This window comes from Thalassolituus sp., assembly GCF_984348125.1.
In genome coordinates, this window is record NZ_CFHJLR010000011.1 from 1 (window position 1) to 14,299 (window position 14,299).

Consider the following 14,299-nt stretch of genomic DNA (forward strand, 5'->3'; position numbering starts at 1 on the left):
TGTTGGTGAAGAGTTTATCTCTTCTTGAGGTGTCCGGGGTATTCAACCAGAACACGGACTTACATGGACGGTCATAGTAGGAGAAAAAGCCTTGGTTTCTGCTTCAAGATTACGCCGGTCGTTCTAGTTGGTTTGGCTGGCCTCTCAATGCCTTGAATTCGCTGCTTTTGAGGCGAAAAAGCCACATTTCAGACGAGCCAGAATCTCAGATTGCTCTGATGGAAGGTTTCGGTGGGTAGGAGTCTTAAGAAAGGCGCAGTTTGCAGGCCGCGATGCCTGCTGTTCGCGTTCGTTCTCGTTGGCCGCCCTAGAACTTGATGATTTTTTATATCACTTCGTGAGCAAAAGAGAACATGGACCGTAGAGAATACTATCCATATATCACATCAAAAACTGTTTGTTTTTTTAATTTTGTTCTTCGCTTTTTGCATTGCCAAAAATACTTTTGTCTTTGCATCTTTAGGATCGACTTCACCAGCAAGTGGCTTCAGCTGCTTATCCTGCTCTGACACAAGGCTTGTACCTTTTGTATTACTCATCTTTATCATCCTTTTCATATTCGTCAGGGTTATTCAGAAATTTTTTCATATCCCCAGAGGCAAGACCTTCCGGCTCTTCAAGATTTTCTGCGTCATTGTTGCGGATAAGCTGTTTTGCCCGCTTGATAGCGTCCTGAATCGTCTCAGTTTGCTTCTCATTCCGCTTTTCCGCCAGACTCTTGACTTTATCATTGCTCATAGTCTGTGCCTCACAACGTTATATAAAGATAATCTGCTTTGGATACATAGGAAAAACCAAAGCGTTCATAGTATTTTTTAACATCCTGATTTATCGGATGCATAACCCGTAGCTCTGTAGCTCCTAGTACCTGAGCATACGCCACCATCGCTAAAACAGTTGGTTCGAAAACTTTAATATCTTTTGGTTTATCCGGGTTTCCTTCTATAAAATCCAGACGTAGCCTTGAACCATTGTATGTTGGCCGCCCAAGACTAAGACTTACAAGCATTTCATCATGCCATAAGGCCATTTCAAAACGTTTTGGGTATCTGAACTTAAAAGCGGAATAGCCTTCGCGCCAATCCCAATCCACCTGTCTGTTGGGTGACTGGCTCCATAATTTAGATTGACTTAGCGCCATTTGATCAATCAGCCTGGCGGACATACCAGCCTGATTGGTTAAGCTAAATTCTTTATTGATTTCATCCAGAACCGCCTTACGTAATATCGTATAGCGTTCTTCTGCTTCCTTATGAGTAGCTAGCATTTTCGATTCCATTCTCATTGATCTAATGATGGATGGTACTCTGATCGACATTACAAGGACACCCTACCGGCACGTTCTTCGACTGTTGTTAACCTCATGGCGATTTGCCCCTCCTTCGGCTCATTCACAAAGCCATCCTGAGCCGCAAAACTTGCCTTTACGGCTCATATAGCAAACAATAATGAGCCGCAAATCTGAAATTTGCGGCTCACAGCATTGTATAAGACGTGTCACAGCCACCCGGACAGCACATGAACTACATCTGGCAACACAAACACTGGCCCCAGTTCAGCTACGACAGCAGTAAGCTGTCGGCTCTGGCTTACCAGTATGCCAAGCAAGCCTCCCAGCTGTCTGGCCGCCTGTCGCAGACGGATGACGGTGACTCCATTGCCGCTCAGTTAGACCTGATGGTGGATGAAGCGATCAACACCAGCCTGATTGAGGGTGAGAACCTGAGTCCGGCTAGTGTGCGTTCGTCATTGCAGAACTACCTGAATCTGTCCCCCACTCCGATCAATGTCGCTGATGTTAAGGCAGAGGGTATGGCTGCGTTGCTTGTGGATGTGCGACAGCATTTCAATCAACCGCTTAGCAAAGAGATGCTGTTGAACTGGCACCGTATGGTGCTCGCTGGCTTTGAAGACAATATCCTGCATAGCGAACTCACCGTCGGCCAATGGCGTGATAGCCCCGAACCCATACAGATCGTCTCTGGACCAGTGGGTTATGAGCGAGTGCATTATGAGGCACCGGCGGCTCAAGATGTTGATGCCTTAATGTCTGAGTTTCTTAGCTGGTTTAATCATCAGGAGAGCCGGCAGATACCTGGCGTTATCCGCGCTGGTATCGCTCACCTGTGGTTTGAGGTTGTTCACCCATTTGATGACGGTAATGGCCGTATCGGCCGCGCCATCATCGAATACGCACTGGCGCAGGATCTGGGCATGCCGGTCGTGCTCAGTATGTCGACGCATATCGAAAAGAACAAAAAGGAATACTATCGCCAGCTGAATACCGCCAGTTGCTGCGACGTATCTGAACTGGAAGACCCTGCCGTACTTGATATCACTGAGTGGCTCAGCTGGTTTATCGAAACCCTGATCGCAGCACAGCAAGAAGCCGCCGATAAGGTAGCGACCATCTTTGAGAAAACCGCATTCTGGCAGCGACATAAAAATACTGAGTTATCAGAGCGGCAGAAGACGGTGTTAAACAAGGTATTCAAAGCCGGAAAGGAAGGCTTTCCGAATGGCATCCGTGCGCAAAAGTACGCGGCTCTTGGCAAATGTTCTAAGGCCACCGCAACCCGCGATCTGGGCGATTTACTCGCCAAGAACTGCGTGCGGTCAGAAGGAGCTGGCCGCGGGCTGCGATATTTTATTGCTCTGGCACCCGCGACCTGACACTCAGCCTGCAGGAGCACACGCTCGAAATTCGCAAGGTTGTATACAATCCCACCCAAACAACGGCTATTTACCTTGATTTAGCCCCTTTTACCGTTAAAATTGCTGACAATCTACAAACATCAGCTCATCCTGTTAGGTATCCAGCATGACTTCATTTGACCCATCCAGCTCAATCAAGACGCTGCCAGGCACGTCTCATCGTTTTCACAGCCTGCCAGACACTGCCGCACGTTTAGGTATCAATCTGGATGAACTGCCCTTCTCTCTGCGCCCGATTCTTGAGGGTATCGCTCGCAATGTCGGCAAGAACGGTATCACCGTTGAGCAGCTGCAGGCGCTGGGTAACTGGCCTTCGCATCAGGGTACAGAGCCGGTAGAAATTCCGTTTACTGCGGGTCGTGTGATCATGCACGATCTGAGTGGTACGCCTGCCATCGTCGACTTCGCGGCGATGCGCTCTGCGGTTGAGCGCATGGGTCTGAACCCTTCCATTATTGAGCCTCTGGTGCGTGCTGATCTGGTGATCGACCACACGGTGACCATGGATAACACCGGTAGCCCGGCGTCGCTGCGTATTAACAGTGAGCTTGAAGCTGCCCGTAACACTGAGCGTTATGCCTTCCTTAAGTGGGGTGCGCAGGCGTTTAACACGATTCGTATTATTCCGCCTCAGACGGGCATCGTGCATCAGGTAAACCTGGAATATCTGGCTCAGGGTTACTTGGTTCAGGGAAATGGGCAACAAGACGAACTGATGATCCCGGATACCCTGATCGGTATGGACAGCCACACGCCTATGGCCAACGCGTTGGGTATTGTTGGCTGGGGTGTCGGTGGTATTGAAGCTGGCGCGTCTATGCTTGGCCAGCCGATGGAAATGCTTGCCCCTGAGGTTATTGGCGTTGAGCTGACTGGCGCTCTGAAAGAAGGCGTGACCGCCACCGACCTGGTACTGACCATCACTGAAATGCTGCGCAAATACCCACGCGGTGTAGTAGGCAAGTTCGTTGAATACGTGGGTGAAGGCAGCGCGAACCTGTCTCTGCCAGACCGTGCGACCATCGCTAACATGTCGCCTGAATACGGCGCGACTATGGGATTCTTCCCGTTTGATGAAATCGCCGCTGATTATATGAAGGCTACTGGCCGCGATGGCGATCTGCCGCTGGCGTATTACCAGGCGCAGAATATGGCTTGGAAAGCGGGCCAGAAACTGCCGCGCTACACCGACCTGCTGCATCTTGATCTGTCTACGGTTGAGCCGTCTGTTGCTGGGCCAAAACGCCCGCAAGACCGTCTGCCTCTGGGTGATATCGGTAAGGTATTCCAGCAAACTGCGACCTCAGGCGATCGTACCCCTGAAGAAGTGACCGTCACGCCGGTTAAGGCCGATGAGAACGGTATCTTCCAGTCTCTGCCAGAGCGCACCTTAAAAGACGGCGATATCGTAATTGCCGCGATTACCGCCTGCACCAATACCTCTAACCCGGGCCTGCTGATTGCCGCTGGCCTGCTGGCGAAGAAAGCGAACCAGCTGGGCCTGACAGTGCCAGACGGCGTTAAGACGTCAATGGCTCCCGGCTCACCGGTTGCGACCGACTTCCTGACCAAAGCCGGGCTGCAGGAGCATCTGGATGCGCTGGGCTTTAACACCGCAGGCTACGGCTGTACTACGTGCGTGGGTAACTCTGGCCCGCTGGCGCCAAGCATTGAAGCTGCGCTGCGTGATCACGACATTATTGTGTCTTCTGTGTTGTCGGGTAACCGTAACTTCGAAGGCCGCGTGCACCCGGATGTCGACACTAACTTCCTGATGTCGCCACCGCTGGTGATTGCCATGGCGATTGCTGGCAATGTGAACATCGACGTGACGAAAGAGCCGCTGGGCCAAGACGCTCAGGGTAATGATGTGTTCCTGAAAGACATCTGGCCAAGCAACGCGGAAATCACGCAGACCATGCACGAGTGCATGGACCCGACTGCCTTCCGCGAAACCTATGAAAACTCCATGGGTGGCCCGGAAACCTGGCAGAAGCTGGAGTCACCGACTGGCCCTGTGTATCAGTGGGACGAGAAGTCGAGCTACATTCAGGAAATCTCATTCTTCGATGGCTTCGCACTCGAAACTCCAGCCGATTCACTGAACAATATCAGCGACGCACGCATGCTGGTGATGTGTGATGACAACACCACTACTGACCATATCTCGCCTGTGAGCCGTATCCGCCCTGACTCACCTCCGGGCGAGTACCTGATGTCGATCGGTGTGGATGCCAACGACCTGACGTCACTGGGCGCGCGTCGTGGTAACCACCACGTAATGCTACGCAGTATCTTCGGCAACGTTAAAGCCCGAAACCTGATGCTGCCGGGCACCACAGGTGCGGTGACTAACTACTACAACGCTAATGGCGACGCTGAGAAGATGTCGATCTACGATGCGGCCTCGCGCTACCAGCAGGAAGGCACGCCCTCGGTGGTATTCGGCGGCAAGCTGTACGGTACTGGCTCATCACGTGACTGGGCGGCCAAAGGCCCGGCTCTGCTGGGTGTGAAAGCCATTATCGCTGAGAGCTTTGAGCGTATTCACAAGTCTAACCTGGTCGGCATGGGCGTACTGCCACTGCAATTGCCAGAAAGCGTGACGCTGGGTTCTCTGAACCTGGATGGCTCTGAAACCTTCGACCTGGCGGGCATTGATGCCCTGCAGCCGCGTGGATCTGTAACGCTGACGATTAAGCGCAAAGACGGTTCAACCGAACAGCACACGCTGGTATCTCGTGTGGATACCTCGTCTGAGCTTGAGCAGATTCGTCATAAAGGCATTCTGCCGATGGTATTGCGCGATATTATTGCAGCTAATAGCTGGTCTGACGTTTGAGCTGACACATAAAAACCCGGCAATTGCCGGGTTTTTATGTTTGCTCGTTCTATGTCGTCAATCGACTCAGAACATGAAAGCAAGACCTGCTGAAGCAAAATCAACATCCGCTTCGACGTTATCTTCATCAAAGTCAGCGCGCTCATATTCAAGGCGAAGGTTCAGGTTATCCAGTAGCGCAATGGATGTACCCACACCGTAGAACATGGCGGTGCCTTCACGCTCATCGCTGTAGCCCAGTGGACCTTTTACATCAGCGTCCCACCAGAACTGACCACCTTTAACAAATACACGAGTGTGGTCGCCAGCAGGAAGACCCAGCATCAGTGACGCCGTTAAACCGCTTGGGTCAAACTGGAAGCTGCCTTCTTTATACTCACCCAGATTCAGGTACTGACCCTCAATACCCACGTAATCGTTCAGCCACACACCGGCAAAGCCTTTCCAGCTTGTGCGGTCGTCGTCAAATTCGTCAGCATCACCCAGTTCTTCAACTTCTTCACCACCGATAGAGAGGTTTTCCAGTTTGCTGTAACTGATTGAACCACCGACGAATGCATCTGCATCATATTCGCCTTCTGCCATTGCTGGTGTGCCATACATAGCAGCAGTAAGAAGTGCAGTCGTTGCTGGGATAGTTAGCTTTTTCATATTTGACTCCTTGCCTCATGAACGAGGTCGTTAAACATGTGAAAGTGTGAGGCTTGGGAGGAAAATTCGTTCACTGAAACAACGCAACGGATTGTTTCAGGAACTTTCTGCATTTTGACTTCGGGTCAGGCTGGGCCTATGCTCAGCGGCTGTTTTCACTTTCAGAATAAGAGAAATATGCGCTTAAAAAATTATTTCGTCCTTGGATCTGCACTGCTTTTTTCGGGTTTTTCTGCAGCCGATGTCTGTCAGATTGAAGTCCCGTCGACTGAAAATTATTCAGAAGCAGCGTATTTTTACCCCTGTGATGCAGACACTCCTCTACCTGCCATTACGCTGACGGGTGGTTATTCGAATACCTATCACAAACTGCAATGGATGGCTGAGGCGATTGCCAATTCGGGGTATGTAGTTCTGGCGATGACCCCGACAGATAAGTACGGAAAAGTTGAGCAATGGCGCGATGCGCACCTCAGAGGTCAGAAAACGCTGGTAGCCACCACTAAAGAAGAAGGCTCCCCAGTAAAGAGTCTGATTGATACCAACCTTCGTGGAATCGCCGGGTTTTCGATGGGCGGTGGCGGTACCCTACTCGCAGGGAGCATTCTGAAAGATGACGTTAAAGCCCTCGCCGCGTTTGCGCCGTTTTTGCTGAAAGAACAACGAAACGTATCCCCTACCGCTCCGACTATGATCCTGGCTGGCGCTAAGGACTTGCTGGTTACGAACGAATCCATCGAGGAAATATACCAGCACGTAGAAGCATCTACGGCTCAGCGCTTTATTGCTGTGTATGAGAATGGCCGTCACCAACAGTGGTACCGACCAGAGATCACAACAAACCGTGATAGCTACATCGAGTTGACGCTTGCCTGGCTGGATTACCACTTAAAAGAGAGCAGTTCAGCAGCAAAGGTATTGAGCGAAACAGAAAGGCAATCGCCTGAACGTTTCACCCGGATCAGCCATAAATTATGAGCCGAAATCGGCTTTGCGTACCATAAATGGACACGAATAGGACATTTCGTTCCACCTGTGAACGTTTGTAAAAATAGTGCGTGAAAGGCTCAATCAGCTTGGTACCCTGTACTCACTAAGAATAAAAACAACACAGGTGAATATATGTCTGTTTCATTCAAGTCCACGCTCCGCTTTCTTCCACTCGCTGCTTCTGTCGCTCTGGCAGGCTGCTTCGGTGGTGGAGATCCAGATCCGGCCCCAGAAGGCCAGGCTCTGACTAACCCAGGTGATTATGAAATCTGTTCCTACGAGAACAACCTGGAGAACAGCCGTTACTCGTCAGCCCGGATGACCTACCCATGTGATCTGAGCGCAGGTCCATTCCCGGCGACAACTCTGACCGGCGGCTTTACCAATTCAAAAGAGCAGATGGAGTGGTTGTCTGAGCACCTGACCAGCCACGGCTATATTGTTCTGACCATGACTCCAAGCAACCGCTTTGGCCAACCACCGGTATGGCGCAGTGCACAGCTGGGCGGCTTTGCTGAGCTTGAAGATGAAAACAACCGTGCTGGCAGCCCGCTGCAAGGCAAGATCAACCTGGATAAGCGCAACATCATGGGCTTCTCTATGGGCGGTGGAGGCGTATTGCTGGCAGCCGCTGACATGGGTGAAGATCCAGCCAGCGTCATCGCACTTGCACCTTGGTTAGGCGATAACAACGTCAACTATAACGGCATCAAAGTACCAACCATGATGCTGGGTAGTGAAGAAGATGAACTCGCTTACTACACCGAAGACTTCTACGCGCAGCTGCCAAGCAATATTGAACGTGGCCTGGCCATGTTTGCCGGTGCTAGTCACTACGACTGGTTCGGTTCTGGCAACCAGGACGAGAAGGCAGAATTCCGTACACTCGTGACTGCTTTCCTGGAAGTTCAGCTGAAAGACGACGACTCAGCCTACAGCTACTTTGAAGGCGCTGAGCACGACGAACACGTAGCAAACGGCTGGTTCTCAGCGTTTGACTACCAGAAGTAACGCACACATCGACCCTTCTAAGCCCGCTTAACGCGGGCTTTTTTGTGCCCCAGAAACACCGACCATTCAAATATGGCCATAGTTAGGACTCCTGCGTCCAAATAGCTTTTCATGGCCACATATGACGAGCCTGCCCAGTCCAGATTGATATTCTGGAGTCGTTCCTTACAAAAATAACTAAAGGTAAACGACATGTCTGTATCTCTGAAAAGCGTATTCCGCGCCCTTCCTCTCACGGCATCAATTGCGCTCGCTGGCTGCTTTGGCGGCGGTGATCCTGATCCTTCACCAGAAGGCCAGGCTCTGGGTGTGCCGGGGGACTTCGAGATCTGCTCATATGAAGCAAATCTCGAGAATGACGGCTACGCGTCAGCGCGTATGACCTACCCTTGCGACCTGAGCGGTGGCCCAATCCCAGCAACGACGTTGACTGGGGGTTTCACTAACACTAAAGAGCAGATGGAATGGCTGGCAGAGCACCTGTCTTCACATGGTTACGCTGTACTGACTATGACGCCTAATAACACCCTGGGTGTTCCACCGGGCTGGCGCGACGCGCAGTTTGGCGGTTTTGCTGAATTCGAAGACGAGAACTCACGCTCAGGCAGCCCACTGCAAGGCAAGATCGACCTCACTAAACGTAACCTGATGGGCTTCTCCATGGGTGGTGGCGGCGTCATTCTGGCAGCTGAAGAAATGGGCAACCAGCACACCAGCGCGATCGCACTGGCTCCGTGGTTAGGCGCTTACAGTGTTGATTTCGAAGCGATTGAATCTCCGATTCTGATGCTGGGCAGTGAATTCGACGAACTGGCCTACGCGACTGAACGCTACTATTCTGAGCTCTCACCAAACACAGAGCGCGGTCTTGCTATGTATGCAGGCGGTAGCCACTTCCACTGGTTTGGTAACAGCGAAACGGAATATAAGAAGAAATTCCGTACGCTGGTTACGGCCTTTCTGGAAATTCAGCTGAAGGGTGATACCAGCGCTTACAGCTACTTTGACGGTGCTGAGCACGAAGAGCACGTAGAAGAAGGCTGGTTCTCAGCCTACGACTACCAGAAGTAAGTCGACATTACGTGAACACAAAGAAGCCCGCTTAAACGCGGGCTTCTTTGTAATTTGGCCTGACGTCGAACTGGTGGTATTTTCGGTACACCAAATTTCCGCACGACAGGATGTTTTAATGTCTGACCAACAGACGCCCAACGGCACGCCCGATCCTCGTGATCACTCGCAGTTCAGCCTTCTTAAGAGCCGACGCTTTGCGCCCTTCTTCTTTACTCAGTTTTTAGGCGCCTTCAACGATAACGTCTACAAAAACTCGCTGATGGCGATGATCACCTTCGGTCTGCTTTCCAGCACGATGGACCTGAGCCTGATGAATAACCTGGGGGCGATGCTGTTTATTCTTCCCTTTTTCTTATTCTCGGCACTGGCTGGTCAGCTTTCTGATAAATACGAAAAATCTTACCTGATACGACGTATTAAGTTACTTGAGATCGTCATTATGGTGCTCGGCGCCTGTGCTTTTTACTTCAGTGCTACCGCGGGGTTGATGTGTCTGCTTTTTCTGATGGGGACACAGTCTGCGTTCTTTGGGCCAGTAAAATACAGCATCATTCCTCAGCACCTGGATAACCACGAACTCGTTGGTGGTAACGCTCTGGTCGAGATGGGGACTTTCCTTGCCATTCTGACTGGTACGCTGATCGCCAGTGTAATCGCCACCAGAGAAGACGGAGTGATATGGGTCAGCGCTGTGATTATCAGTGTGTCTTGCCTTGGTTATCTGGTCAGCCGCCAGATTCCTTCTGCACCGGCCGCTAACCCGACACAGAAAGTTCGCTTCAACTCGGTGACTGAAACCTGGCGCACGCTGGGTTACGCCCGCCAGACAAAGAGTATCTTTCTGGCTGTGCTCGCTATCTCCTGGTTCTGGTTTCTGGGTGCTGCCTACCTGACCCAGATCTATGGCTTCGCCAAAGACTTTCTGGGCGGGGACCAGAGTGTCGTCATGGTTTTATTGGCGACCTTCTCTATTGGTATCGCATTGGGCTCGCTGCTATGTGAGCGTCTGTCAGGGCATAAAGTAGAACTCGGCCTCGTACCTCTCGGTTCGATTGGTCTGACCATATTTGGTATCGACTTATTCCTGCAGGACTTACCCGCCATTGGCACCGAACTGATTAACGCTGGGGAGTTTTTAAGCTCACCGTGGAACCTTCGTATCGTCTTTGACTTTCTGATGATCGGTGTCTTTGGCGGTTTCTACATCGTTCCGCTGTATGCCATGATCCAGGCACGCTCTGAACCTCAGCACCGATCTCAGGTGATCGCCGCGATCAACATTATGAATGCTCTGTTTATGGTCGCGTCAGCCATCACAGGGATTATTGTTCTGGGCGTACTAGACCTATCAATACCACAGTTCTTTATGATCCTCGCGATTCTGAATGCACTGGTCTCTATTTATATTTATCGCACGATCCCAGAATTTGCGATGCGCTTTATCATCTGGGTGCTTACGCACACCATGTACCGGGTAAATCACATAAACCTGCATAAAATTCCGGATGAAGGCGCCTGTGTGCTCGTGTGCAACCATGTGTCATTCGTAGATGCGCTGTTAATTGGAGGAGCATGCCGCCGCCCTGTTCGCTTCGTTACCTTTAAGCCCATCTACAACATGCCGGTACTGAACTTTATCTTCCGCACGGCAAAAGCAATCCCGATCGACAGCAAAAAAGCCGACCCTGAAGGCTATGAAAAAGCATTCGAGAGAATCGCTGAAGAGCTTCGAGCTGGCGAAGTGGTCTGTATTTTCCCGGAAGGAAAGCTCACTACAACCGGTGAAATAGACGAGTTTAAAAATGGCATCAGCCGGATACTCGATGAAACGCCGGTCCCAGTCATACCAATGGCACTGCGCGGACTGTGGGGCAGCTTCTTCAGCCACAAAGACCGCCCTGCTCTGACACAATTACCGAAACGGTTCTGGTCGAAGATCGATATGGTTGTCGGAGATACCGTGCAAGCAGAAGACGCTAGCCCAGGCTACTTAAAAGAGAAAGTCGCTGAATTACGAGGCGATCGACTGTAACCGATCTGCAAAAGAAAACGGGCGCCGACTCGATGAGTGGGCGCCCGTCTTTAAAGAGGAAATAACAAACCCGGCAGATTATTCCGCTGGTTTTGCTTTCTCACGCAGTTTGATGTGCAGGTCACGCAGTTGCGTGTTGCTCACTTCACCCGGTGCCTGTGTCATTACACACGCAGCCGACTGAGTTTTCGGGAAGGCAATCACTTCACGGATGCTGGTCGCGCCAGTCAACAGCATGATCAGACGATCCAGACCAAATGCCAGACCACCGTGTGGTGGCGCACCGAACTTCAGCGCGTCGAGCAGGAAGCCGAATTTCTCGCGCTGCTCTTCTTCAGAAATACCCAGTACACGGAATACCGTTTCCTGCATCGCTTCGTCGTGGATACGGATAGAACCGCCACCCAGTTCGCAGCCGTTCAGTACCATGTCATAGGCACGTGACAGTGCTTCCAATGGGGCCTTTTCCAGTTCTTCTGGCGAGCAGCTTGGTGCGGTGAATGGGTGGTGCAGCGCAGTCATTGAACCGTCGTCGTTCTCTTCGAACATTGGGAAATCAACAACCCACAGAGCAGCCCACTCTTTGGTGTACATGTTGAGGTCTTCACCCAGCTTGCAACGCAGTGCGCCAAGGGCTTCGTTCACGACCTTAGTTTTGTCTGCACCGAAGAACACGATGTCGCCGTTCTTAGCGTCCAGCTTCTCCATGATCTTCATGGTGTTGTCGTCACCAATGAACTTGATGATCGGAGACTGAAGACCTTCTACGCCTTTCTCGATTTCGTTGACCTTGATCCAGGCCAGACCTTTCGCACCGTAAATACCAACGAACTTGGTGTATTCGTCGATCTGCTTACGAGACAGCTCAGCACCACCTGGTACTTTCAACGCTGCAACGCGGCACTTAGGATCTTTCGCAGGCGCTGCGAATACTTTGAAGTCGATGTCCTGCAGGAATTCTTCAACATCAACCAGCTCCATTGGGATTCGCAGATCCGGCTTGTCAGAGCCGTATTTGTTCATCGCTTCCGAGAACGGCATACGTGGGAAGTCACCCAGGTCGACGCTCAGCTCTTTGGCGAAGATGTCTTTGATCATGCCCTGAACCATACCCATGATTTCGTCTTCGTTAATAAAAGACGCTTCGATATCGATCTGGGTAAATTCTGGCTGACGGTCAGCACGCAGGTCTTCGTCACGGAAGCACTTAGCAATCTGGTAGTAACGGTCAAAACCAGACACCATCAGCAGCTGCTTGAACAGCTGTGGCGACTGCGGCAATGCGAAGAACGAACCTTCGTGAGTACGGCTAGGCACCAGGTAATCACGCGCACCTTCTGGAGTAGCGCGAGTCAGGATCGGCGTTTCGATATCCAGGAAGCCGTTGTCTTCCAGGAAGCGACGGGCAGCTGAAGTCACTTTTGAACGGAAGCGCAGCTTGTCTTGCATCTCAGGGCGACGCATGTCCATGTAACGGTACTTCAGACGTACGTCTTCACCTACGTCGGTATAGCCGTCCAGCGGGAACGGAGGCGTTGCTGCCTTGTTCAATACGTTGATTTCTTTACCCAGCACTTCGATCATGCCGGTTTTCATGTTTTCGTTAGTGGTGCCTTCAGGGCGGCCACGAACACGACCGGTAATCTGAACAACGAACTCAGAGCGAACACTGTCAGCGGTGTTGAAAGCATCAACGGTATCCGGGTCGAATACGACCTGTACCAGACCCTCGCGGTCACGTACGTCCAGGAAGATGACGCCACCGTGGTCACGGCGACGATGTACCCAACCGCAGAAAGTTACGGTCTGATCAATCAGTGTTTCGTTGATATCACCACAGTAATGTGTGCGCATCGTTCGGTCCTAAGTCAGTCTGGGAGGCCGCTGAACGCCCTTCCCTGTCATCGAAATCCGCCTGGCGCGGTAAAGTTCCGCCGGCAAGTCAGTAAAAGCCGCGCATTATAGCGGATCTGGAGAGCCGCGTTAACCGTCTGCAAGGGGTGGTAAGGGTACTATTTCACTGTTCCATGACACTTTCACACCTTGAGATAGCATGGGGGCACAGTAAGCTTTGCAGCCATACAGAAATAACAATCAACAGAAGGTATTCGAGTTATGCAGTCTTATTCAGAGAAAGTCGTTGTTGTCACCGGCGCTGCGTCCGGCATCGGCCGCGCACTTGCACAACAGCTCAGCATGCAGGGCGCTAATCTCGCACTGTCGGACGTTAACATGGAAGCTCTGGAAGAGACCGCATCTATCCTGCGTGGTACAGGCAAAGTGACCCTGCAGAAACTCGACGTGGCCGACCGTGGTGCGTGGGAAGCCTATGCAGAACAGGTAAAAGCGGATCATGGCCAGGTCGATATGATCATTAACAACGCCGGTGTTGCTCTGTCAGAAACGGTTGAGCGTATGAGCTATGAAGACATGGAGTGGATCGTCAACATTAACTTCTGGGGCGTGGTTTACGGTACTAAGTCGTTCCTGCCACTGCTGAAAGAGCGTCCTGAATCTGCCATCGTCAATGTCTCAAGTATCTTCGGCATCATCGCCCTACCGACTCAAGCGGCGTACAACGCGACCAAATTTGCAGTTCGTGGCTTCACTGAATCACTGCGCCAGGAACTGAAAGACACCAACGTCTTTGTTACCACCGTTCACCCAGGCGGCATTAAGACCAATATCGTTCGCAATGGTCGTATGAAAACCAGTATGACTGGCGACAACCAGACGCTGGAGCAGCAAGCGAAACACTTCGAAAAAATTGCCAAAACGACCCCCGCACAAGCCGCTGACACCATTCTGGAAGGCGTTAAAGGCGGTAAACGCCGCATTCTGATCGGTAGCGATGCTCGTCTGATGGATCGCATCCAACGCCTGTTCCCAGTGCGTTATTCTGACATCTTTGGCTGGGCGTTGAAAAAATTAGGCTGATTTCGTGATCTATGCCTAAAAAAACAGGGGTTAGCGGGTTGCTAACC

General features: G+C 51.5%; 12 protein-coding genes. 7 read left to right on the forward strand and 5 right to left on the reverse strand.

What is annotated here, in order from left to right; genetic code table 11:
- Positions 1-386: 386 nt before the first annotated feature.
- Genes AC5E51_RS09260 through AC5E51_RS09270 form a run of 3 tightly spaced genes read right to left on the reverse strand, consistent with a single transcriptional unit; the run spans position 387 to position 1,279 of the window.
- The gene (locus tag AC5E51_RS09260; RefSeq protein WP_297533775.1) at positions 387-539 is read right to left on the reverse strand and encodes a hypothetical protein; all 153 of its coding nucleotides are present in this window, start codon (positions 537-539) and stop codon (positions 387-389) included.
- Positions 532-738 carry a hypothetical protein gene (locus AC5E51_RS09265; RefSeq protein WP_297533773.1) on the reverse strand — a complete coding sequence of 69 codons (207 nt, stop codon included), beginning with the start codon at positions 736-738 and terminating at the stop codon, positions 532-534. Before AC5E51_RS09265 ends, AC5E51_RS09260 begins: the two co-directional genes overlap by 8 nt.
- 10 nt (positions 739-748) lie before the next feature.
- Positions 749-1,279, reverse strand: a complete 531-nt coding sequence (locus AC5E51_RS09270) for a hypothetical protein (protein WP_297533772.1) — start codon at positions 1,277-1,279, stop codon at positions 749-751.
- Between the two features lie 239 nt (positions 1,280-1,518).
- On the opposite strand from AC5E51_RS09270, the gene AC5E51_RS09275 reads away from it, so the two are divergent.
- Positions 1,519-2,673, forward strand: a complete 1,155-nt coding sequence (locus AC5E51_RS09275) for a Fic family protein (RefSeq protein WP_491778465.1) — start codon at positions 1,519-1,521, stop codon at positions 2,671-2,673.
- A 148-nt stretch (positions 2,674-2,821) separates the two neighbouring features.
- Positions 2,822-5,557, forward strand: coding sequence for an aconitate hydratase AcnA (gene acnA / locus AC5E51_RS09280; protein ID WP_491778466.1), 2,736 nt, complete (start codon positions 2,822-2,824; stop codon positions 5,555-5,557).
- Between the two features lie 66 nt (positions 5,558-5,623).
- Here acnA and AC5E51_RS09285 read toward each other — a convergent pair whose 3' ends face one another.
- Positions 5,624-6,208, reverse strand: a complete 585-nt coding sequence (locus tag AC5E51_RS09285) for a porin family protein (RefSeq protein ID WP_491223111.1) — start codon at positions 6,206-6,208, stop codon at positions 5,624-5,626.
- Between the two features lie 177 nt (positions 6,209-6,385).
- Here AC5E51_RS09285 and AC5E51_RS09290 point away from each other — a divergent pair, with 177 nt between their 5' ends.
- From AC5E51_RS09290 to AC5E51_RS09305, 4 genes are all read left to right on the forward strand, one after another.
- Positions 6,386-7,186 carry a dienelactone hydrolase family protein gene (locus AC5E51_RS09290; protein WP_491778467.1) on the forward strand — a complete coding sequence of 267 codons (801 nt, stop codon included), beginning with the start codon at positions 6,386-6,388 and terminating at the stop codon, positions 7,184-7,186.
- 144 nt (positions 7,187-7,330) lie between these two features.
- Complete coding sequence (locus AC5E51_RS09295) at positions 7,331-8,209, forward strand: alpha/beta hydrolase family protein (RefSeq protein WP_491778468.1); 879 nt, start codon at positions 7,331-7,333, stop codon at positions 8,207-8,209.
- A gap of 192 nt (positions 8,210-8,401) precedes the next feature.
- Complete coding sequence (locus AC5E51_RS09300; RefSeq protein WP_491778469.1) at positions 8,402-9,280, forward strand: poly(ethylene terephthalate) hydrolase family protein; 879 nt, start codon at positions 8,402-8,404, stop codon at positions 9,278-9,280.
- A gap of 118 nt (positions 9,281-9,398) precedes the next feature.
- The gene (locus AC5E51_RS09305) at positions 9,399-11,315 is read left to right on the forward strand and encodes an MFS transporter (protein ID WP_491778470.1); all 1,917 of its coding nucleotides are present in this window, start codon (positions 9,399-9,401) and stop codon (positions 11,313-11,315) included.
- Between the two features lie 78 nt (positions 11,316-11,393).
- On the opposite strand, the gene aspS is transcribed toward AC5E51_RS09305, so the two are convergent.
- Positions 11,394-13,169, reverse strand: a complete 1,776-nt coding sequence (gene aspS / locus AC5E51_RS09310) for an aspartate--tRNA ligase (RefSeq protein WP_301377248.1) — start codon at positions 13,167-13,169, stop codon at positions 11,394-11,396.
- Positions 13,170-13,430: 261 nt separating this feature from the next.
- On the opposite strand from aspS, the gene AC5E51_RS09315 reads away from it, so the two are divergent.
- Positions 13,431-14,252, forward strand: a complete 822-nt coding sequence (locus tag AC5E51_RS09315; RefSeq protein WP_308791061.1) for an SDR family NAD(P)-dependent oxidoreductase — start codon at positions 13,431-13,433, stop codon at positions 14,250-14,252.
- Positions 14,253-14,299: the final 47 nt, after the last annotated feature.

Coding starts and splice junctions, on each gene's coding strand:
- AC5E51_RS09260 (WP_297533775.1), bottom strand. CDS start 539: ATGAGTAATACAAAAGGTACAAGCCTTGTGTCAGAGCAGGATAAGCAG.
- AC5E51_RS09265 (WP_297533773.1), bottom strand. CDS start 738: ATGAGCAATGATAAAGTCAAGAGTCTGGCGGAAAAGCGGAATGAGAAG.
- AC5E51_RS09270 (WP_297533772.1), bottom strand. CDS start 1,279: ATGGAATCGAAAATGCTAGCTACTCATAAGGAAGCAGAAGAACGCTAT.
- AC5E51_RS09275 (WP_491778465.1), top strand. CDS start 1,519: ATGAACTACATCTGGCAACACAAACACTGGCCCCAGTTCAGCTACGAC.
- acnA (WP_491778466.1), top strand. CDS start 2,822: ATGACTTCATTTGACCCATCCAGCTCAATCAAGACGCTGCCAGGCACG.
- AC5E51_RS09285 (WP_491223111.1), bottom strand. CDS start 6,208: ATGAAAAAGCTAACTATCCCAGCAACGACTGCACTTCTTACTGCTGCT.
- AC5E51_RS09290 (WP_491778467.1), top strand. CDS start 6,386: ATGCGCTTAAAAAATTATTTCGTCCTTGGATCTGCACTGCTTTTTTCG.
- AC5E51_RS09295 (WP_491778468.1), top strand. CDS start 7,331: ATGTCTGTTTCATTCAAGTCCACGCTCCGCTTTCTTCCACTCGCTGCT.
- AC5E51_RS09300 (WP_491778469.1), top strand. CDS start 8,402: ATGTCTGTATCTCTGAAAAGCGTATTCCGCGCCCTTCCTCTCACGGCA.
- AC5E51_RS09305 (WP_491778470.1), top strand. CDS start 9,399: ATGTCTGACCAACAGACGCCCAACGGCACGCCCGATCCTCGTGATCAC.
- aspS (WP_301377248.1), bottom strand. CDS start 13,169: ATGCGCACACATTACTGTGGTGATATCAACGAAACACTGATTGATCAG.
- AC5E51_RS09315 (WP_308791061.1), top strand. CDS start 13,431: ATGCAGTCTTATTCAGAGAAAGTCGTTGTTGTCACCGGCGCTGCGTCC.